The sequence below is a fragment of the Pseudomonas trivialis genome (genome assembly GCF_001439805.1).
GTDB classification, from domain to species: Bacteria; Pseudomonadota; Gammaproteobacteria; order Pseudomonadales; family Pseudomonadaceae; genus Aquipseudomonas; species Aquipseudomonas trivialis.
In genome coordinates this window covers 325,418-346,591 of record NZ_JYLK01000001.1, presented here as the reverse complement: position 1 = coordinate 346,591, position 21,174 = coordinate 325,418, and the positions used below count along the sequence as shown (strand labels likewise).

Sequence of the window (21,174 nt, the reverse complement as noted above, 5' to 3'; positions counted from 1 at the left end):
ATGCTGCTGCGTTTTACCAAGATGCACGGGCTGGGTAACGATTTCATGGTCCTCGACCTGGTCAGTCAGCACGCGCACATCCTGCCCAAGCACGCCAAACAATGGGGCGACCGCCACACAGGCATCGGTTTCGACCAGTTGCTGATCGTCGAGGCGCCGAGCAACCCGGAGGTGGACTTCCGTTACCGGATCTTCAACGCCGACGGCACCGAAGTGGAACAGTGCGGCAACGGCGCCCGCTGCTTCGCGCGCTTTGTGCTGGACAAGCGCCTGACCGCCAAGCGCCAGATTCGCGTCGAGACCAAGGGCGGCGTGATCGAGCTGGATATCCGCAATGACGGCCAGATCAGCGTCAACATGGGCGCGCCGCGCCTGGTGCCGGCGGACATTCCGTTCCAGGCCGACGCGCAGGCCGCAAGCTACCCGCTGGACGTGGACGGCAACAGCGTCGAGATCGCCGCCGTGTCCATGGGCAATCCCCATGCGGTGCTGCGGGTCAATGACATCAACAACGCGCCGGTGCATGAACTGGGGCCGAAGATCGAGCATCATCCGCGCTTTCCGGCGCGGGTGAACGTGGGTTTCATGCAAGTGATCGACCGCTCCCGCGCGCAACTGCGTGTGTGGGAGCGCGGCGTCGGCGAAACACAGGCCTGCGGCACCGGTGCCTGCGCCGCCGCCGTGGCCGCGATCAGCCAGGGCTGGATGGATTCGCCGCTGCTGATCGACCTGCCCGGTGGACGCCTGTCCATCGAATGGGCAGGCCCGGGCCACCCGGTACTGATGACCGGGCCGGCCTCGCGCGTATACGAAGGACAGGTCCGTCTATGAGTGAGCCAAGCCAATGACCGATAAACCTCGAGTACCCGCACACGCTACCCCGAGCGAAAGTCTGGAGGCCGCTGCTGTCGCGGCGTACCTTGAGGCTAACCCGGACTTCTTCGTCGAACACGAAGAGCTGCTGCCGGCCCTTCGTATTCCACACCAGCGCGGCGATACCGTGTCGCTGGTGGAGCGGCAGATGAAGATCCTGCGCGAGCGCAACATCGAAATGCGCCATCGGCTCTCGCACCTGATGGACGTGGCCCGTGATAACGATCGCCTGTTCGACAAGACCCGTCGCCTGATTCTGACCCTGATGGACGCCGCCAGCCTGGAAGAAACGGTAATGGCCGTCGAGGACAGCCTGCGTGAGGACTTCCAGGTGCCTTTTGTCAGCCTGATCCTGTTTAGCGAAAACCCGATGCCGGTAGGGCGCTGGGTCAGCGGCAGCGACGCACAGACCGCCATCGGCGGCCTGTTATCCGAAGGCAAGAGCATCAGTGGCACCCTGCGTGAGCACGAGCTGGACTTTCTGTTCGGCGCCGAACAGCGCAAGCAGATCGGCTCCACCGCCGTGGTCGCCCTCAGTCACCAGGGTCTGCACGGCGTGCTGGCCATTGCCAGCCGTGACCCGCAGCACTACAAGAGTTCGGTGGGCACGCTGTTTCTCACCTACATCGCCGAAGTGCTGGGCCGCGTATTGCCGCGCTACACCACCGCCCTGCGCGCGGTGCGCTAGCCATGCAAGGGCAACTGGACGCTTATTGCGCGCACCTGCGCAACGAGCGCCAGGTGTCGCCGCACACCCTGGAAGCCTACCGGCGCGACTTGAACAAGGTGCTGGCCTGGTGCGAAAAGCAGCACGTCACCAGTTGGAAGGCCCTGGACATCCAGACACTGCGCAGCCTCATCGCCAGGCTGCACCAGCAAGGCCAGTCGTCGCGCAGCCTGTCACGCCTGCTGTCGGCGGTGCGCGGCCTCTATCATTACCTGAACCGCGAAGGCTTGTGCGACCACGACCCGGCCAATGGCCTGTCGCCGCCCAAGGGCGAGCGGCGCCTGCCCAAGACCCTCGACACGGACCGCGCCCTGCAATTGCTCGATGGCGCGGTGGAGGATGATTTCCTCGCTCATCGCGATCAGGCGATTCTGGAGCTGTTCTACTCCTCGGGGCTGCGTCTCTCGGAGCTGACCGGCCTGAACCTCGACCAGCTGGACCTGGCGGACGGTCTGGTGCAGGTGCTGGGCAAGGGCAGCAAGACCCGCGTCCTGCCGGTCGGTAGAAAGGCCCGCGAGGCCCTGCAACGGTGGTTGCCGTTGCGGGCGCTGGCCAATCCGGTGGACGACGCGGTATTTATCAGCCAGCAAGGCCGGCGACTGGGGCCGCGAGCCATTCAGGTGCGGGTCAAGGCAGCGGGCGAGCGTGAGTTGGGGCAGAACCTGCACCCGCACATGCTGCGGCACTCTTTTGCCAGCCACCTGCTCGAATCCTCCCAGGACCTGCGCGCGGTCCAGGAACTGCTCGGCCACGCCGACATCAAGACCACGCAGATCTACACCCACCTGGACTTCCAACACCTGGCAACGGTGTACGACAGCGCCCATCCACGGGCCAAACGCATCAAGGGCGGCGACTCATGAGTATCAAGCTGATCACCTTCGACCTGGACGACACGCTCTGGGACAACGTACCCGTCATCATCAGCGCCGAAGCGTCGATGCGCGAATGGCTGGCGCTCAATGCATCGAAAGTCGGCGAGCTGCCCCTGGAGCATTTCGCCAGCCTGCGCCAGCAGGTGTTGCAGCGCCATCCGGAGCTCAAACACCGCATCAGCGTGCTGCGCCACCGTGTGCTGATGCTGGCCTTTGAGGAAGCGGGCTACCCGCAGCCTGAAGCCATGCAAATGGCCGATGTCTGCTACGAGGCATTCATTCACGCGCGGCATCAGCTCACCGTGTTCCCCGACGCTGAGCCGATGCTCAAGGCGCTGCGCCAGCACTTCCTGCTCGGCGTGATCACCAACGGCAACGCAGACGTGCAACGCGTGGGCCTGGCGGATTATTTTCATTTTGCGCTGCGCGCCGAAGACATTGGCATTGCAAAGCCGGATGCGCGTTTGTTTGAGGAAGCGCTGCAACGTGGCGGCGTGGATGCCAGTGAGGCGGTGCATGTGGGCGATCATCCTGGGGATGATATTGCCGGCGCGCAGCAGGCAGGGTTGCGTGCGGTGTGGTTCAATCCGACGGGCAAGGCGTGGGAGGCGGACAGGCGTCCGGATGCCGAGATTGGCAGCCTGACGGAGTTGCCGGGGTTGCTCGCGGGCTGGAAGTGACGCGCTTGCTGCAACACTGAGTATCAATTGTGAGAGGGGGCTTGCTCCCGATAGCAGTGGGTCAGCCAGCAGATGTATGGGCTGACAGCCCGCTATCGGGAGCAAGCCCCCTCCCACATTGCCTTGTGTTGATTTATAAATTTGCGTCAGGCATGAAAAAGCCCGCAGCGACGGCGGGCTTTTTCCTACAGGCAGGTAGCTGACCTCAGATAGGTCGGCTGCCGTACTTGTTATCCGGTTTTTTCGGCGGATCCGCCACGACATTGGGCTCGACCTCGACCACTTTGCCGCCTTTGGCGAGGAATTCTTCCATCGCACGGGCCAGGGCATCGCGCTCTTTGTTCTTGGCTTCAACGCTCGGCAACTCGTCTACCGACACGGCAGCCTTGGCTTTGCCTTTGGCCTTGGGCGCCGCATCATCGCCACCGCCATCATCGGCCTCGTCGGCAACGTCTTCAGCCGCTGCCTCAAGACCTTCTTCAGTGTCGTCTTCATCACCGACTTCGAGGTCGTCTTGTTCCAGATCATCGTCGCTCATGTTCTACCTCATGACTTGCGAAAAGCAGATTAGTTATAGCCCAGCTTCATCCTCTGTCGAGGTCGCCGGGAAAAAATCACATCCACCGGATAACCAGTGGCTTACGCCTCGTCACCGTACAACGTGGCGAGGACTTTTCGAGCACCGCCATGATCACGGTGCTCGCCCAGATAAACACCTTGCCAGGTCCCCATCGCCAAGCGGCCGGCGCTTACCGGCAGACTCAACTGACAGCCCAGCAGACTGGCCTTGAAGTGCGCAGGCAGATCATCCGGTCCTTCGTCGTTGTGCTCGAACCCGGACCGGCCTTGGGGCACCAGCGAGTTGAAAAACCGTTCGAAGTCACGACGTACCGCCGGGTCGGCATTCTCGTTGACCGTCAACGAGGCCGACGTGTGCTGCAGCCACAGATGCAACAAGCCCACGCGACACGACTTCAGCTCAGGCAAGCCGGCAAGCAGCTCGTCGGTCACCAGGTGAAAGCCCCGAGGCTTGGCCCGCAGGGTAATCAGGGTCTGTTGCCACATACAGTTCTCCGCCCATCGGCGCGCATTCTAGCGCGCTCTGGGAAAAAACAAAGTGCCGAATACGCCTACATGCCTGTAAGACTTTCGCACCCTTGAAAGCACCGAGTACGCCCCATGACACACTCGGCGCAAAAACCGGTACAGCGTGTTATGACTGACAAACGCCAGACAAAAAAATGCCCGGCAAGCCGGGCAGTTTTTTTTCGCATGCTTACAAGTTGTAACCACGCTCGTTGTGTTGCGCCAGGTCGAGGCCCACGGCCTCTTCTTCTTCGGTCACCCGCAGGCCCATGACCATGTCGAGTACCTTGAGAATGACGAAGGTCACAATGGCGGTGTAGATCACGGTGAAACCGACGCCCTTGCACTGGATCCAGACTTGCGCCGCGATGTCGGTCACCGTGCCGAAGCCGCCCAATGCAGGGGCTGCGAATACACCGGTGAGGATCGCGCCGACGATACCGCCGATACCGTGTACGCCAAAGGCGTCCAGGGAATCATCGTAGCCCAGCTTGCGCTTGAGCGTGGTGGCGCAGAAGAAGCAGATCACACCCGCCGCCAGGCCGATGATCAGCGCGCCCATCGGGCCCACGGTACCCGCAGCCGGTGTAACGGCAACCAGACCGGCCACAACACCCGAGGCAATGCCCAGTGCGCTTGGCTTGCCGTGCGCGATCCACTCGGCGAACATCCAGCCCAGCGCCGCAGCCGCGGTAGCGATCTGGGTCACCAGCATCGCCATGCCAGCGGTGCCATTGGCCGCAGCCGCGGAACCGGCGTTGAAACCGAACCAGCCGATCCACAGCATCGCCGCGCCCACCAGGGTGTAACCCAGGTTGTGCGGAGCCATCGGGGTCGTCGGGAAACCTTTACGTTTGCCGAGCACGATGCACGCCACCAGGCCAGCCACACCGGCGTTGATGTGCACCACGGTGCCGCCGGCGAAGTCCAGCACGCCCCAGTCCCACAGCAGGCCGCCATTACCGCTCCAGACCATGTGCGCAATCGGCGCATAGACCAGGGTGAACCAGATGGCCATGAAGATCAGCATCGCGGAGAATTTCATGCGCTCGGCGAATGCACCGACGATGAGCGCCGGGGTGATGATGGCGAAGGTCATCTGGAAGGTAATGAATACCGCTTCCGGGAACAGCGCCGCAGGCCCGGTGATGCTGGCCGGGGTCACGCCCGCCAGGAACGCCTTGCCCATGCCGCCGAAGAAGGAGTTGAAGTTGACCACACCCTGTTCCATACCGGTGGTATCGAACGCGATGCTGTAGCCGTAAACCACCCACAGGATGCTGATCAGACCGGTGATGGCAAAGCACTGCATCATCACCGACAAAATATTTTTGGAGCGGACCATGCCGCCGTAGAACAGCGCCAGACCCGGGATGGTCATGAACAGCACCAAAGCGGTGGCGGTCAGCATCCAGGCGGTGTCGCCGGAGTTGAGGACTGGAGCCGCCACTTCGTCTGCCGCCATGGCCAGGCTTGGCATTACGATGGACAACAGGGCTCCGAGCCCTGCGAGTTTACGCAGAGTCATATTGTTTTCTCCTGGGGCGTTGGGGTTTGGCGGCTTAGATTGCGTCGGTATCGGTTTCGCCGGTACGAATGCGAATAGCCTGTTCCAGATTGACCACGAAGATCTTGCCGTCACCGATCTTGCCGGTGTTGGCGGCCTTGGTTATCGCTTCGATAACCCGATCAAGATCCTTGTCGTCAATGGCGACATCAATCTTCACCTTCGGCAGGAAATCCACCACGTATTCCGCGCCGCGATACAGCTCGGTGTGACCCTTCTGCCGACCGAAGCCTTTGACCTCGGTAACGGTAATGCCCTGCACGCCGATCTCGGACAATGACTCGCGTACATCGTCCAACTTGAACGGCTTGATGATGGCAGTGACTAGCTTCATGAAAACTCTCTCCCGAATTGGTGGACTTGCCCCAGGAAAACAAACCCGACTCAAGTCTAAGCGCAGTGCCTGGCTTTGTAACGCACCGTCGCCTCGGCATTCACCGTTGCAACGCAAGCGAACCACTGGTGACGAAACCTGTACCCCTGATCCATCGGCGCACTGCATTCGTCACAGCGACTGCATCAGTGCATGGGTCATGATCGACTAAGCAGAAACCTTGCCAGCTCCGCAAAAAGCACTGAAATCAGCCATTTGCCCTCATGTGCCGTAATGCGCAGGAGACTGGCGACTGCAATGCGCACAAAAACAGTGCGAGGCCGCCCTGCCCGATGCGCGAAAAGCGTGCGTCTTTGCGTTTGAAAAAGACTATAGACGCTGCGTGATACACTGCCGGCCAACAGTTATTCCGGAATATTTCCCATGCTCGCGCCCAAAGACTTCCTCGACGCCCTGAGCGGCCACGCCTCTCGCCTGTTCAGCGGCGACACCCCGCTGCCCCGCAATGAAATCGAAAGCCAGTTCAAGGCGCTGCTGCAAAGTGGCTTCAGCAAACTTGACCTGGTAAGCCGCGAAGAGTTTGACAGCCAGATGGTGGTGCTGGCGCGCACGCGTGCGCGGTTGGAGAACCTGGAAGCGAAGGTGGCGGAGCTGGAGGCTCGGCTGACGCCACCTGCCGCTGAATAACCGCGGAAATGGTGGGAGGTGACCTGCTCCCTCCCACATTTATTCTGTGTCGTGCACCGGATACGTTCTGTAAAAACCTCCTCGCCTCGCTCTTTCCAACCTCGTCTACCCTTGAAAAACCCGCACAAAGCGGCCTTCCACTTCAAGGAACGAGCATGTCCCTCGCCATCGTCCACAGCCGCGCCCAGGTTGGCGTTGAAGCCCCCGCCGTCACCGTCGAGGTGCATATGGCCAATGGCTTGCCGTCCCTGACGCTGGTGGGGTTGCCCGAAACTGCCGTCAAGGAAAGCAAGGACCGCGTACGCAGCGCCATCCTCAATTCAGCCCTGCAATACCCGTCGCGCCGCATCACCCTCAACCTCGCGCCCGCCGACCTGCCCAAGGACGGCGGGCGTTTTGATTTGGCGATTGCGTTGGGCATTCTGGCGGCCAGTGTGCAGGTGCCGGCGCTGATGCTCGATGACGTGGAGTGCCTCGGGGAGCTGGCGTTGTCCGGTGAGGTGCGCGCCGTCAAAGGCGTACTGCCGGCGGCGCTGGCCGCACGCAAGGCCGGGCGCACCTTGATAGTGCCGCGGGCGAATGCCGAGGAGGCGTGTCTGGCGTCGGGGCTTAAGGTCATAGCGGTGGATCATCTGCTGCAGGTGGTCGCGCACCTGAATGGGCATGTACCGATTGATCCCTACAGGTCAGACGGCTTGCAGTACTTGAACAAGCCGTATCCGGACCTTGGCGAGGTGCAGGGCCAGCTCTCGGCCAAGCGTGCCCTGTTGATCGCGGCAGCGGGCGCACACAACCTGCTGCTCAGCGGCCCGCCCGGCACCGGCAAGACCTTGCTCGCCAGTCGCCTGCCCGGCCTGCTTCCCCCGCTGAGCGAGCAGGAAGCACTGGAAGTCGCGGCGATTCAATCGGTGGTCAGCCTGGCGCCCTTGAGTCACTGGCCGCACCGCCCGTTTCGCCAGCCGCATCACTCCGCCTCCGGACCGGCACTGGTGGGCGGAGGATCGAAGCCGCAACCGGGGGAAATCACCCTGGCGCACCATGGCGTGCTGTTCCTCGATGAATTGCCGGAGTTTGACCGCAAGGTGCTGGAGGTACTGCGCGAACCCCTGGAGTCAGGGCACATCGTGATTTCCCGCGCCCGCGACCGCGTGAGTTTCCCGGCGCGCTTTCAACTGGTGGCCGCGATGAACCCGTGCCCCTGCGGGTATATGGGTGAGCCCAGTGGTCGTTGTCGCTGCACACCGGAGCAGATTCAGCGCTATCGCAACAAACTCTCCGGACCGTTGCTGGACCGGATCGATCTGCACCTGACCGTGGCACGGGAGACCACAGCACTCAATCCCGTTCAAAACGAGGGTGACACAACAGCCAACGCCTCAGCGCGCGTTGCCGAGGCGCGCGAGCGTCAACAACAACGCCAGGGATGTGCAAATGCCTTTCTGGACCTGCCGGGTTTGCGCGAGCACTGCATGCTGGCAAAAGTAGACGAGGGCTGGCTGGAGACCGCGTGCGAACGCTTGACGCTGTCGCTGCGCGCGGCGCATAGGCTGCTCAAGGTGGCGCGCACGTTGGCGGACCTGGAACGACAAGACACCATCGCCCGTCACCACCTGCAAGAGGCGCTGCAATACCGCCCTGCGGCACTTACTTGAGCCTTTGCGCAGGCTCAACTGACTGGCATTAGGGCAAGCCCCCTCCCACAGATGATTGTGTCTGTAAGGTCTCAGCGGAACCGATCCACCTCATGGCGCAAGCCCGCCGCCAGCGTCTCAAGTTCCTTGGCGGTAATCGCCAGGTTCGACACCACTTCACGCTGCTCGCTGTTGGCCAGCGCGATGCTCTGCAGGTTGCTGCTGAGCAAGGTTGCGGTGCTGCTCTGTTCCTGGGTAGCGGTGGTAATGGCGGCAAACTGCTGGCCGGCCGAGCGGCTTTGCTCGTCGATACGCGCCAGGGCCGAAGCCACGTCGGCGTTGCGCGACAGGCCATCCTGCATCAGGACCTTGCCCTGCTCCATCGTGCTGATGGCATTGCCGGTTTCCTGCTGGATGCTCTGGATCATCACGGAAATTTCATCGGTGGCCTGGCGGGTGCGCGAGGCCAGGTTGCGCACCTCGTCGGCGACCACGGCGAAGCCACGGCCTTGTTCCCCGGCGCGGGCGGCTTCGATGGCGGCGTTGAGCGCCAGCAGGTTGGTCTGTTCGGCGATGGCGGTGATCACACCGACAATGCCGCCGATTTCCTGGGAGCGCTGGCCGAGGGTATTGATTACCGTGGCGGTGCTGTTCAGGGCGGTGGCGATATGTTCCAGAGACGACGACGCCTCTTGCATCGAGGTACGGCCGATGCGGGTTTGCTGGGCGTTTTCCTGAGCAAGGCGCTCGGTGTTGCCCATGTTGTCGGCGATGTTCAGGGAGGTGGCGCTGAACTCTTCCACCGCGCCGGCCATGCTGGTGATCTCACCGGACTGCTGCTCCATGCCTTCATAGGCACCGCCCGACAACCCGGACAACGCCTGGGCACGGCTGTTGACCTCTTCGGCCGCCTTGCGGATCTGCGACACCATGGTCGACAGCGCTTCGCCCATCTGGTTGAAGCTGCGCGCCAACTGGCCGATCTCGTCATGGCTGGACACGTTGAGACGTGCGCTTAAATCGCCCGCACCCAAGGCTTCGGCCTGGCGCACCAGGTCGCTCAGCGGCGCCAGTTTGCTGCGCAACAGCCACACAATTGCGCCCACCGCCAGCAACATCGCCAGCACGCTGCCGATCGCCAGCCGCATGCCGACCTCCCAGGTCACGGCACGAATTTCGGCCTTCGGCATGCTGGCCACCACGGCCCAGGGGCCACCTTCGAAGGGCACCGACACGCTGTAGAAATCTTCGTTTTTGTCACTCCAGAAGCGGCCTGCGCCAGGCTTTTTCGCCAGGTCCAGCATCACCGGCACCGCTTGATCCGGCGCCTGCACGCCAGCGGGCGGCACCAGCCAGTGCTTCTGCTCGTCCAGCAGGGCCAGGGAGCCGGTCTGGCCGATGCGGAAGCGCTTGAGGTTTTCGAACTGTGCGGCCTGCGCGTCGGTGTAGTCGAAGCCGATGAACAGTACGGCGATCACCTTGCCGCTGCTGTCACGCACCGGGCTGTACTGGGTCATATAGGAGCGGTCGAACAATACAGCGCGACCGATATAGACCTGACCATCGCGCACACGCTGATAGGCCGGGCCCTGGCGGTCCAGCACGGTGCCGATGGCGCGGCTGCCGTCCTGCTTGGTCAGGGAGGTACTGACGCGAATAAAGTCGTCGCCACTGCGCACAAATACCGTGGCCACGCCGCCGGACATCTGCTTGAACTCGTCCACTTCCGTGAAATTGTTGTTAAGCACGTCGCTCCCCAGCAACAGGCTCGGGGTCTGCACGCCGGCCACGGCGATCATTTGATCGGCGTGCACACTCAACCCGGCGCTGAAGCGCTTTTCAAACAACCCAGTGAGGCGCTGCGTGCTTTCGCGCAGGGTGCTGTGGAAGGTATTGAGCTGATCGGCGAGCAATCGCGCCTCGCTGGCCAGATGCTCCTCGCGGGTGGCAAGGTTGGCGGAGTCGAGAGAACGCAAGGCGAAAACGGTACTGCCACCGATGGCGACAGCCAGAATCACGGCCAATGCGAGGCCTAACTGTGAGGCAATCCGGGCGCGAGGTTGAGACATGACAGCTCCTGACCGAGGCCAGGATCATCCTGATCTCATAGCGATGCTCGGCAAATTATCTAGTGGGAAACGTCGGGGTGAAGGTCCGACACACCTACTTCGGCGGGCTTTGCCAATACTTGAGAGAATCAAGGGGGCATTACGCAAACGATTGCACTCATCCCTTTTTACAAATGCGCGCAAAGCACCGAGAATCCCCCTTCCCCATCCTTCCGCCTTTTCGAGAGTAATGATCATGCAGCCTGCGGCACGTACCGAACTCTGGGCCATTCTGCGGTTGTCAGGGCCGTTGATTGCCTCACAGTTGGCGCACATGCTGATGGTGTTGACCGACACCTTGATGATGGCCCGCCTGAGCCCGGAAGCCCTGGCCGGTGGCGGCCTGGGTGCGGCGACTTATTCATTCGTGGCGATTTTCTGCATCGGCGTAATTGCGGCGGTGGGCACGCTGGTCGCCATTCGTCATGGCGCAGGCGATATCGAAGGCGCCACCCGCCTGACCCAGGCCGGGCTGTGGCTGGCCTGGCTGATGGCGTTGGCGGCGGCCCTGTTGCTGTGGAACCTCAAGCCGGTGCTGCTGATGTTCGGCCAGACCGAAACCAACGTGAATTCGGCAGGGCAGTTCCTGACCCTGCTGCCGCTCGCCCTGCCCGGCTACCTGAGCTTCATGGCCTTGCGCGGCTTCACCAGCGCCATCGGCAAGGCAACGCCCGTGATGGTGATCAGCCTGGGCGGCACAGTGATTAACTACCTGCTCAACCATGCGCTGATCGAAGGCCTGTTCGGCCTGCCCAAGCTTGGGCTGATGGGCATCGGCCTGGTGACGGCCATTGTCGCCAATGGCATGGCGCTGGCCCTGATGGCGTACATCCGCAGCAACCGCGTCTATGCCGCCTACCCGCTGAGCACCGGCCTGCTGCGCCTCAATACCCATTACCTGCGCGAGCTATGGCGCCTGGGCCTGCCGATTGGCGGCACCTATGCGGTGGAGGTCGGCCTGTTCGCCTTTGCGGCGCTGTGCATGGGCACCATGGGCAGCACGCAGTTGGCGGCGCATCAGATTGCCCTGCAGATCGTCTCGGTGGCGTTCATGGTACCGGCGGGCATGTCCTACGCGGTGACCATGCGTATCGGCCAGCACTACGGCGCCGGACAATTGCTGAAGGTGCGTACGGCCGGGCGCGTGGGCATCGGCTTTGGCGGCGTGGTGATGCTGGGATTTGCCGGGGTGTTCTGGCTGTATTCCGACCCGCTGATCGGCCTGTTTCTCGACCACAACGACCCGGCGTTTCACGATGTGATCGTGCTGGCCGTCAGCCTGCTGGCGGTGGCGGCCTGGTTTGAACTGTTCGACGGTGTGCAAACCATCGCCATGGGCTGCATCCGTGGGCTCAAGGACGCCAAGACCACCTTTCTGGTGGGGCTCGGTTGCTACTGGCTGATCGGTGCGCCGTCGGCGTGGTTGATGGCTTTTACGCTGGGTTGGGGCCCCACGGGTGTGTGGTGGGGGTTAGCGCTGGGGTTGGCGTGTGCGGCGGTGAGCCTGACCTGGGCGTTTGAAGCGAAGATCAAGCGCATGATTCGGCAGCAGGCATTGCTGGGTTGATTAGGTGTACAAGTCAGCCCAGCTGCGCCTGCTGGCCCTTGCCGTGAGTCAAATACTGCACTAACTCCGGCAACGGCAACGGCTTGCTGATCAGATAGCCCTGGGCCTGATCGCAGCCGAACAGGCGCAGCAACGCCAGTTGCTCCGGCGTTTCCACGCCCTCGGCGACCACTTCCAGGTTGAGGTTGTGAGCCAGGTTGATCATGGCGTGGACCAGCTTGCGGTTCTCTTCGCGCTCTTCCATGCCGCCGACAAAGCTCTTGTCGACCTTCAGCAAGGCAATCGGCAGGCTGTTGAGGTGCACGAACGAAGAAAATCCAGTGCCAAAGTCGTCCAGGGAAAACCGCACGCCCAGTCGGCCGAGGGCGTCCATGGTCTGCTTGACCAGGTCACTGCGGCGCATCACGGCGGTTTCGGTCAGCTCGAACTCCAGCCATTGCGCTTCCACGCCGCGCTCGGTGATCAGGCGACTGAGGGTGGACAGCAACTGGCTGTCCTGGAACTGACGGAATGACAGGTTGACCGCCATGTGCAGCGGCGGCAGGCCGCGTTCGCGCAGGTCCTGCATGTCGCGCAGGGCGCGGGAGATTACCCAGTAACCCAGCGGCACGATCAGGCCGCTCTGTTCGGCCAGGGGCACGAACTCACTGGGCGCCAGCAGCCCGCGCTCGCCGTGGCGCCAGCGCACCAGGGCTTCGAGGCCGACGATACGGCCGTCGCCCAGGTCCAGGCGCGGCTGGTAATGCAGTTCCAGCTCGTCACGGCGCAAGGCGCGGCGCAGTTCGCTTTCCAGATCGGCAAGGCTGCGCGCATTGCGGTTGATGCGCTCGTTGAAGATATGAAAGGTGCAACCCTGGGTACTCTTGGCTTGCTGCATGGCGATGTGCGCATGCCACATCAACGGGTCGGCGCCAGCGCGCGCGCGGGCATGGGCCACACCCAGGCTGCAGCCGATCAGCAGGCTTTCACCGTCCACCCAGTAAGGCTCGGCCATCACCTGGGTAATGCGCTCGGCCATCCATTCGGCGCGCTGGGGGGCGCGACGGGTGTCGATCAACAGGGCGAATTCGTCGCTGCCCAAACGCGCCAACTGGTCGCCGGCTTCGAGCTGGCTCTTGAGCCGCGCGACCACTTGCAGGATCAGCCGGTCGCCGGCCTGATGGCCGAGGGCGTCGTTGGCGTGGCGGAAGTTGTCGAGGTCCAGGTGACCGAGGGCCAGGCCGCGCCCTTCATTGTCGGCCAGGCGCGCCGCCAGCAGGGTCTGGAAGCCCTGGCGGTTGGCGATCCCCGTGAGCGGGTCCTGCTCGGCCAGACGCTGCAGCGTGTGCTCGAGCACGCCGCGTTCGCGCACATGGCGCAGGCAGCGGCGCAACGTGCCAGCGTCCAGTGCGTCACGCACCAGCCAGTCACTGACCCCCAGCGGTGAAACCAGCGGCTCCTGCTCCAGCAGCAATACGCACGCCAGGCTGCAGCGGCCAGGGCCGGGTTGCAGGCCGGGAGTGGTCAACAACACGGCACTGTGGTCGTCATTGAACAGACGGCTCACCGAGTCCCAGTTGGGCGCGCTGATCAACACAGCTGCATCGCCCATCGGCGCCAGGCACTCGCGCAACAAGGCCGCCCACTCGGGCGCATCGGACAGCAGCAGCAAACGCAAGGGTTCGACAGGCGTAGCCAAGCTAGCTCCCTAGACTCTGCAAAATTTCGTTGGCGGCGGGCATTATGACGTGCGGCCTGATAATCACCAATGATAGGGGTTATCAAATACGCAAGTTGTCAGAAAAAGTCCTGAAGCGCGTCACATCCTGCGGCAAAGTAACAAAACCGGCAAATTTAGATCGAGTGGTACGTCACACCGTCGATCCAGGGCAGCAGAATCTTGCCAGCCTGTTAAAATGCCCGCCCTTTTGAACAACGACCTCCCGAATTCCGTATGTCCCGACTCAATCCCCGGCAGCAAGAAGCCGTGAACTACGTCGGCGGCCCTCTATTGGTGCTCGCCGGCGCAGGCTCCGGCAAGACCAGCGTGATCACCCGCAAGATTGCGCACCTGATCCAGAACTGCGGCATCCGTGCCCAGTACATCGTCGCCATGACCTTTACCAACAAGGCAGCGCGGGAAATGAAAGAGCGTGTCGGCACCCTGCTCAAGGGTGGCGAAGGCCGCGGTCTCACCGTGTGTACGTTCCACAACCTGGGGCTGAACATCATCCGCAAGGAGCATGCGCGGCTGGGCTACAAGCCGGGCTTCTCGATCTTCGACGAGACCGACGTCAAGTCGCTGATGACCGACATCATGCAGAAGGAATACGCGGGCGACGACGGCGTCGACGAGATCAAGAACATGATCGGGTCGTGGAAAAACGACCTGATCCTGCCCGCCGAGGCCCTGGAAGCGGCGCGCAATCCCAAGGAACAGACCGCCGCCATCGTCTACACCCACTACCAGCGCACGCTCAAGGCGTTCAACGCGGTGGACTTCGACGACCTGATCCTGCTGCCGGTCAAGCTGTTCCAGGAACACAAGGACATCCTCGAAAAGTGGCAGAACAAGGTGCGCTACCTGCTGGTGGACGAATATCAGGACACCAATGCCAGCCAGTACCTGCTGGTTAAACTGCTGATCGGCACGCGCAACCAGTTCACCGTGGTCGGCGACGATGACCAGTCGATCTACGCCTGGCGCGGCGCCCGCCCGGAAAACCTGATGCTGCTCAAGGATGACTATCCGTCGTTGAAAGTGGTGATGCTGGAGCAGAACTACCGCTCCACCAGCCGCATTCTGCGGTGCGCCAACGTGCTGATCTCCAACAACCCCCATGAATTTGAAAAACAACTGTGGAGCGAGATGGGCCATGGCGACGAGATCCGCGTGATCCGCTGCCGTAACGAAGACGCCGAAGCCGAGCGCGTGGCGGTTGAACTGCTCACGCTGCACCTGCGGACCGACCGACCCTACAGCGATTTCGCCATCCTCTATCGCGGCAACTACCAGGCCAAACTGATCGAGCTGAAGCTGCAGCACCATCAGATTCCCTATCGCCTGTCGGGTGGCAACAGCTTCTTCGGGCGCCAGGAAGTCAAAGACCTGATGGCCTACTTCCGGCTGATCGTGAACCCCGATGACGACAACGCCTTCCTGCGGGTGATCAACGTCCCACGCCGGGAAATCGGCTCGACCACCCTGGAAAAACTCGGTAACTACGCCACCGAACGCAAGATCTCGATGTACGCCGCCACCGATGAAATCGGCCTGGGCGAGCACCTGGACACGCGTTTCACTGATCGCCTGGCGCGCTTCAAGCGTTTCATGGACAAGGTGCGTGAACAGTGCGCCGGCGAAGACCCGATCAGCGCCCTGCGCAGTATGGTCATGGACATCGACTACGAGAACTGGCTGCGTACCAACAGCTCCAGCGACAAGGCCGCCGATTACCGCATGGGCAACGTCTGGTTCCTGATCGACGCGCTGAAAAACACCCTGGAGAAAGACGAAGACGGCGAAATGACCGTCGAAGACGCCATCGGCAAGCTGGTGCTGCGCGACATGCTCGAGCGCCAGCAGGAAGAGGAAGACGGCGCCGAAGGCGTGCAGATGATGACCTTGCATGCCTCCAAGGGCCTGGAGTTTCCCTATGTGTTCATCATGGGCATGGAAGAGGAAATTCTCCCGCACCGTTCCAGCATCGAAGCTGACACCATTGAGGAGGAACGCCGACTGGCCTACGTGGGCATTACCCGCGCGCGTCAGACCCTGGCTTTCACCTTTGCCGCCAAGCGCAAGCAATACGGCGAAATCATCGATTGTGCCCCCAGCCGGTTCCTCGACGAACTGCCGCCGGACGACCTGGCCTGGGAAGGCAACGACGACACCCCGACCGAGGTCAAGGCCGTTCGCGGCAACACTGCCCTGGCCGACATACGCGCGATGTTAAAGCGCTAGAATCGACTACTTTTTAATCTACTTTCGGCGCAGACCGCGCCATTAGAGGAAGCTTTCCGTGGAAGCACTGCACAAGAAAATTCGCGAAGAAGGCATCGTGCTTTCCGATCAGGTTCTCAAGGTCGACGCCTTCTTGAACCACCAGATCGATCCGGCGCTGATGAAACTGATCGGCGACGAGTTCGCCGCGCTGTTCAAGGACTCGGGCATCACCAAGATCGTCACCATCGAAGCCTCGGGCATCGCGCCGGCGATCATGACCGGCCTCAACCTCGGCGTGCCGGTGATTTTCGCCCGCAAGCAGCAGTCCCTGACCCTGACGGAAAACCTGTTGTCGGCGACCGTGTACTCCTTCACCAAGAAGACCGAAAGCACCGTGGCCATTTCGCCGCGCCACTTGACCAGCAGCGACCGCGTACTGGTGATCGATGACTTTTTGGCCAACGGCAAAGCCTCTCAGGCGCTGATTTCGATCATCAAGCAGGCCGGCGCGACCGTTGCCGGGCTGGGCATCGTGATCGAGAAGTCGTTCCAGGGCGGCCGTGCGGAACTCGATGCGCAGGGTTATCGAGTTGAATCGCTGGCGCGGGTGAAATCCCTGGCCGGTGGTGTCGTCACCTTCATCTGAGCCAACACAGCGCTAAAAAGTGGGAGGGGGCTTGCTCCCGATAGCAGGGTGTCAGTCACCGAATGTATGACTGATACACCGCCATCGGGAGCAAGCTCCCTCCCACATTTGGTTTGTGTGGGTCTTTCAGTGTGCGGTGGCCTGGAGGCCCGCGAGCAGCAGGCGCTGATACAGGTCTTCTTTTAACCCCTCGGGCTTGTCCAGGCGCATCCGCTCCAGGTGCCTGGGAAAGGCCTCCGGCTCCGGCGCATCCAGCGCCGCACGGCCCAACTCAAGAATCTCCGTCAGCTTGAATTTGCTCTTGAGCCAATTCAACGCGCGCAACAGATCCCGTTCTTCGTCGGTAAAGTCCGTGCCCAGCGGGTACTCCGGGAACAACCGGCCATGCCGCGCCTGAATCGCTTTCAAGCGCTCCGGCGTGTTGTCACGAAAGCGCGGATCCAGCTGGAAATCCCTGGGCAACTTGCCGGCCTTTTGCGCGCGTTCGATCAGGTCACCCTGGAACCGTGAGTCGGTGACATTGAGCAGCGCCTCGATCACCTGGGCATCGGTCTGACCCCGCAGGTCGGCGATGCCGTACTCGGTGATGACGATATCGCGCAGGTGCCGAGGAATGGTGCAATGGCCATATTCCCAGACGATATTGGAGCTGACCTCCCCCGCCGACTCGCGCCAGCTGCGCAGGATCAGGATCGAGCGCGCACCTTCCAGCGCATGTCCCTGAGCCACGAAGTTGTACTGCCCGCCGACGCCGCTGAGTACCCGGCCATCTTCAAGCTGGTCAGCCACGCCGGCGCCGAGCAGGGTCACCATGATCGCGCTGTTGATGAATCGCGCATCCAGGCGCTGCAAGCGCTTGAGCTCTTCCTGGCCATACAGCTCGTTGATGTAGCTGATGCGCGTCATGTTGAATTCAAGGCGCTTGGCGTGCGTCATTTCCTGCAGCCGCTGGTAAAAACTGCGGGGGCCCAGGAAGAAGCCACCGTGAACCGACACACCGTCGGGCTGCGCCGCATCATCGAGCAGGCCGGCGTTGGCCTGCTCCTGAGTCGCCACATCCGGGTAGACCTTGCGCCGTATGATCCCCGCATCCGCCAGCACCAGCAGGCCGTTGACGAACATTTCGCTGCAGCCGTAGAGGCCACGGACGAAAGGATCGACGCCGCCTTCACGGCTGATCAGGCGCGCCCACTGGTACACATTCAGGTCGGTAAGCAGCAGGCGATAGGCCTCGTTATCGGCCTGGCGCGCGAGCAAGGCGGCGGTCAGCGCGTCGCCCATGGAGCCGATGCCGATCTGCAAGGTGCCGCCATCGCGCACCAGGGTGCTGGCATGCACGCCGATAAAGTGGTCCTGGAAGCCCACCGGCATATTGGGCGTGGAGAACAGCGTGGTGTTGTCTTTCTCGTCGAGCAGGTAATCGAAGGCATCCATGCCCAGCTCGGCATCGCCGGGCATGTAGGGCAAATCGCTGTGCACCTGGCCGACGACGAGAATGGTTTCCCCGGCTTCGCGGCGCTTGGCGATCATCGGCAACAGGTCGAGGGAAATATCCGGGTTGCAGCTCAGGCTCAGGCGGTCGGGATGTTCAGGGCTGCTGGCGACCAGTTGCGCCACCAGGTTCAGCCCGGCGGCGTTGATATCGCGCGCCGCGTGGCTGTAGTTGCTGCTGACGTAATCCTGCTGCGCGGCCGCGCTGTGCAGCAGGCTGCCAGGCTGCATGAAAAACTGTTGCACGCGGATGTTCTTCGGCAGGCTGTCCTTGTTCAGGTCAGCGAGGAAATCCAGCTCGGGGTAATCGCCAAACACGCGCTCGATGAAGGGTTCGAGGAAGCGTTTCTGCAAGCCGTCGCCCATCGTCGGGCGGCCCAGGCTGAGTGCGGTGTAGACAGTCAAGGCGCGGTCCGGCAGCGTGGCGATGCGCCGGTACAGCGCATTGACGAACTGATTGGGTTTGCCCAGACCCAGGGGGATGCCCAGGTGGATATGCGCCGGCAACCGCGCCAGTACGTCGTCAACTGCTTGCTCGATTGAACACAACTGCACCATCCGACCCTCCTGACATTCCATGATGTGGGATTGGACCGAGATTGCCGGGTCTTTGCTGCAATGAACAGCGTCGAAACACAAATGACGCCCACAAAAAAGCCGCGGGTCAGCGGCTTTTTGGCGAAGATCGGATTATTTCAACCCAGACATTTTATCGATGGCGCCCTTGAGTTCGTCATCCGAGCAATCCCCGCAGGTGCCCTTGGGCGGCATGGCATTGATGCCGGTGATGGCTTTGGCAAGCAAGCCATCAAGACCACCCTGCTCCTCGGCGCGTTTACTCCAGGCTGGCGCATCGCCGATTTTCGGCGCGTTCAACAGGCCGGCGCTGTGACATGCGGTGCAATGCTGGGCGATCACCTCATCCGGCGACCTCGCACGGGCGCCGCCCGCTGTTGCGGCAACGTCCGTGCCTGTGCAGGCCTGACCCTGAACGCACACCTGGCCTACAGGCTCCAGACGCCTGGCAATGTCGTCGTCGGTTGCCGCCTGGGCGCTGAAAGCCAACAGGGCCACCAAGGTGGCTGGTGCAGCCAGCATTCCGCTGATCCGGTTCACGCGTTCACCCTCATGGTGGCTGTTCACGCCTGCGCCTAGGGTTTTGCAGGCAGCGCGTCTCGTTGTTTAAAAATTCGCCGGGGTGGCTGCACTGATCAGTCGCGCGGGTACGTCGAACGGGTTGCGAAAACGATGCGGTTTGCTGCTCTCGAAGTAGTAGCTATCGCCTGCTTCGAGCACAAACGTTTCAAGACCGACCACCAGCTCCAGACGCCCTTCCACCAGGATGCCGGTTTCTTCACCTTCGTGGGTGAGCATTTCTTCGCCCGTGTCGGCGCCCGGCGGGTAGATCTCGTTGAGAAACGCAATCGCCCGGCTGGGGTGCGCGCGGCCAACCAGTTTCATGGTGACGGCACCGTCGGAAATGTCGATCAGCTCGTGGGCCTTGTAGACGATCTGCGTGGGCACTTCCTGGAGAATTTCCTCGGAAAAGAACTCGACCATGGACATGGGGATGCCGCCCAGCACCTTGCGCAAAGAGCTGATCGAGGGGCTGACGCTGTTTTTTTCGATCATCGAAATGGTGCTGTTGGTGACACCCGCGCGCTTGGCAAGCTCACGCTGGGAAAGACCCTTGAGTTTACGGATGGATTGCAGTCGTTCGCCGACGTCCAATGCTGGTGCCTCCTGGGATTCAGGCTTTGTTGTAGTTGAGCGTTATCATGGCGACAGCGTTCAGTATTTACAACACTTGGGCCTGAATCCCGGACGGTCGCCTTGCTGGCTTGCAATCAAGCGCCGCAATAGAGCCTTGGCACGCGGCGCAGATTGCAAAAAATCTGATAGGGGATGGTTTCGGCGGCAGCGGCTACGTCACTGGCAAGAATGTGTTTGCCCCACAGCTCTACGGTGGAACCCAGGCCGGCCTGCGGGATATCCGTGAGATCGACGCACAGCATGTCCATGGACACACGCCCCAGCAACTGGCTGCGCTGGCCCGCCACCAGCACCGGCGTGCCGGTGGGTGCATGGCGCGGGTAACCATCGGCGTAACCCATGGCAACCACGCCGACGCGCATCGGCCTGGGGGTGATGAACCTGGCACCGTAACCCACCGGTTCGCCGGCCGGCAGTTCACGCACGCAAATCACCTTCGACTCCAGGGTCATCACCGGCTGCAGGCGCGCGGCGATGGCCTGGTCTTCGCCAAACGGGGTGGCGCCGTACAGCATGATGCCGGGGCGCACCCAGTCGCTGGACACCTGTGGCCAGCCCATCACCGACGGTGAATTGCGCAGGCTGACCTCGGCCGACAAGCCTTGGCGCGCCGCTTCGAACACCGCCACCTGTTCATCACTGCGCACGCAGTCGAGTTCATCGGCACGGGCGAAGTGGCTCATCAATACAATGTTCGCCACCTTGCCGCTGGCCAGCAGGCGTTGATAGGCCGCCTGGTAATCCTCGGGATGCAGGCCCACGCGGTGCATGCCCGAGTCGAGCTTGAGCCAGACGGTCAGCGGTTTGCTCAAGCGGGCCTGTTCGATGGCCTCCAGTTGCCACAGCGAGTGCACCACGCACCAGAAATCATGCTCGATGATCAGCGGCAGTTCGTCGGCTTCGAAACACCCTTCCAGCAGCAGCACCGGCGCACGAATGCCGGCCGCTCGCAGCTCCAGGGCTTCCTCGATGCACGCCACGGCAAACCCGTCGGCTTCGGCTTCCAGCGCTTGGGCCACGCGCACCGCGCCGTGACCATAGGCGTCTGCCTTGACCACCGCAAGGGCCTTGGCCCCCGCGACTTCACGGGCCAACTGGTAGTTGTGGCGCAGGGCCTGGAGATCGATCAGGGCACGGGCTGGGCGCATGGCGGCAGGCTTCCAGGCAGCAAGTAGAGAGAAAACCGGCACCGATAAAAAGAGCC

At 62.1% G+C, this 21,174-nt stretch carries 19 protein-coding genes; 9 read left to right on the top strand and 10 right to left on the bottom strand.

Annotated features, from left to right (window positions below; translation table 11 throughout):
- The 4 genes from dapF to TU79_RS01535 are packed head-to-tail and all read left to right on the top strand — an operon-like array spanning position 1 to position 3,155.
- The gene (gene dapF / locus TU79_RS01550) at positions 1–831 is read left to right on the top strand and encodes a diaminopimelate epimerase (RefSeq protein WP_057006386.1); all 831 of its coding nucleotides are present in this window, start codon (positions 1–3) and stop codon (positions 829–831) included.
- Positions 832–844: 13 nt separating this feature from the next.
- Positions 845–1,561 carry a DUF484 family protein gene (locus TU79_RS01545; protein WP_057006385.1) on the top strand — a complete coding sequence of 239 codons (717 nt, stop codon included), beginning with the start codon at positions 845–847 and terminating at the stop codon, positions 1,559–1,561.
- A 2-nt stretch (positions 1,562–1,563) separates the two neighbouring features.
- Positions 1,564–2,463: a tyrosine recombinase XerC gene (xerC, locus tag TU79_RS01540; RefSeq protein WP_057006384.1), complete on the top strand. Its 900-nt coding sequence runs from the start codon at positions 1,564–1,566 to the stop codon at positions 2,461–2,463.
- Positions 2,460–3,155: an HAD family hydrolase gene (locus tag TU79_RS01535; RefSeq protein ID WP_057006383.1), complete on the top strand. Its 696-nt coding sequence runs from the start codon at positions 2,460–2,462 to the stop codon at positions 3,153–3,155. Before xerC ends, TU79_RS01535 begins: the two co-directional genes overlap by 4 nt.
- A 205-nt stretch (positions 3,156–3,360) precedes the next feature.
- Here TU79_RS01535 and sutA read toward each other — a convergent pair whose 3' ends face one another.
- From sutA to glnK, 4 genes are all read right to left on the bottom strand, one after another.
- A complete protein-coding gene (sutA, locus tag TU79_RS01530; protein WP_057006382.1) occupies positions 3,361–3,693 on the bottom strand; it encodes a transcriptional regulator SutA in 333 nt (110 codons plus the stop codon).
- A 101-nt stretch (positions 3,694–3,794) separates the two neighbouring features.
- Complete coding sequence (locus TU79_RS01525) at positions 3,795–4,220, bottom strand: secondary thiamine-phosphate synthase enzyme YjbQ (RefSeq protein WP_057006381.1); 426 nt, start codon at positions 4,218–4,220, stop codon at positions 3,795–3,797.
- 211 nt (positions 4,221–4,431) lie between these two features.
- A complete protein-coding gene (locus tag TU79_RS01520; protein WP_057006380.1) occupies positions 4,432–5,769 on the bottom strand; it encodes an ammonium transporter in 1,338 nt (445 codons plus the stop codon).
- A gap of 34 nt (positions 5,770–5,803) precedes the next feature.
- Positions 5,804–6,142: a P-II family nitrogen regulator gene (gene glnK, locus TU79_RS01515; RefSeq protein WP_002555808.1), complete on the bottom strand. Its 339-nt coding sequence runs from the start codon at positions 6,140–6,142 to the stop codon at positions 5,804–5,806.
- A gap of 423 nt (positions 6,143–6,565) precedes the next feature.
- On the opposite strand from glnK, the gene TU79_RS01510 reads away from it, so the two are divergent.
- A complete protein-coding gene (locus tag TU79_RS01510) occupies positions 6,566–6,829 on the top strand; it encodes an accessory factor UbiK family protein (protein ID WP_057006379.1) in 264 nt (87 codons plus the stop codon).
- A 155-nt stretch (positions 6,830–6,984) separates the two neighbouring features.
- Entirely contained in the window at positions 6,985–8,481 is a 1,497-nt protein-coding gene (locus tag TU79_RS01505; RefSeq protein WP_057006378.1) for a YifB family Mg chelatase-like AAA ATPase, read from the top strand.
- A 71-nt stretch (positions 8,482–8,552) separates the two neighbouring features.
- Here TU79_RS01505 and TU79_RS01500 read toward each other — a convergent pair whose 3' ends face one another.
- Positions 8,553–10,529 (bottom strand): methyl-accepting chemotaxis protein, encoded by a 1,977-nt coding sequence (locus TU79_RS01500; protein WP_057006377.1) that lies wholly within the window; start codon positions 10,527–10,529, stop codon positions 8,553–8,555.
- 229 nt (positions 10,530–10,758) lie between these two features.
- Between TU79_RS01500 and TU79_RS01495 the strand changes: the two genes are divergently transcribed.
- Positions 10,759–12,135 carry a NorM family multidrug efflux MATE transporter gene (locus TU79_RS01495; RefSeq protein WP_057006376.1) on the top strand — a complete coding sequence of 459 codons (1,377 nt, stop codon included), beginning with the start codon at positions 10,759–10,761 and terminating at the stop codon, positions 12,133–12,135.
- A gap of 13 nt (positions 12,136–12,148) precedes the next feature.
- Here the strand turns inward: TU79_RS01495 and TU79_RS01490 are convergent, their stop codons facing one another.
- Entirely contained in the window at positions 12,149–13,813 is a 1,665-nt protein-coding gene (locus TU79_RS01490; RefSeq protein WP_057006375.1) for a putative bifunctional diguanylate cyclase/phosphodiesterase, read from the bottom strand.
- 255 nt (positions 13,814–14,068) lie between these two features.
- Here TU79_RS01490 and rep point away from each other — a divergent pair, with 255 nt between their 5' ends.
- Positions 14,069–16,078, top strand: a complete 2,010-nt coding sequence (gene rep, locus TU79_RS01485) for a DNA helicase Rep (RefSeq protein WP_057006374.1) — start codon at positions 14,069–14,071, stop codon at positions 16,076–16,078.
- Positions 16,079–16,136: 58 nt separating this feature from the next.
- Positions 16,137–16,706 carry a xanthine phosphoribosyltransferase gene (locus TU79_RS01480; protein ID WP_003176890.1) on the top strand — a complete coding sequence of 190 codons (570 nt, stop codon included), beginning with the start codon at positions 16,137–16,139 and terminating at the stop codon, positions 16,704–16,706.
- Positions 16,707–16,832: 126 nt separating this feature from the next.
- On the opposite strand, the gene TU79_RS01475 is transcribed toward TU79_RS01480, so the two are convergent.
- From TU79_RS01475 to alr, 4 genes are all read right to left on the bottom strand, one after another.
- A complete protein-coding gene (locus TU79_RS01475; RefSeq protein ID WP_057006373.1) occupies positions 16,833–18,755 on the bottom strand; it encodes an acetyl-CoA hydrolase/transferase C-terminal domain-containing protein in 1,923 nt (640 codons plus the stop codon).
- Between the two features lie 132 nt (positions 18,756–18,887).
- Positions 18,888–19,313, bottom strand: a complete 426-nt coding sequence (locus TU79_RS01470) for a c-type cytochrome (protein WP_173670279.1) — start codon at positions 19,311–19,313, stop codon at positions 18,888–18,890.
- A 66-nt stretch (positions 19,314–19,379) separates the two neighbouring features.
- Positions 19,380–19,928, bottom strand: coding sequence for a cupin domain-containing protein (locus tag TU79_RS01465; RefSeq protein WP_057006371.1), 549 nt, complete (start codon positions 19,926–19,928; stop codon positions 19,380–19,382).
- A 116-nt stretch (positions 19,929–20,044) separates the two neighbouring features.
- The gene (alr, locus tag TU79_RS01460; protein ID WP_057006370.1) at positions 20,045–21,118 is read right to left on the bottom strand and encodes an alanine racemase; all 1,074 of its coding nucleotides are present in this window, start codon (positions 21,116–21,118) and stop codon (positions 20,045–20,047) included.
- Between the last annotated feature and the right edge of the window lie 56 nt (positions 21,119–21,174).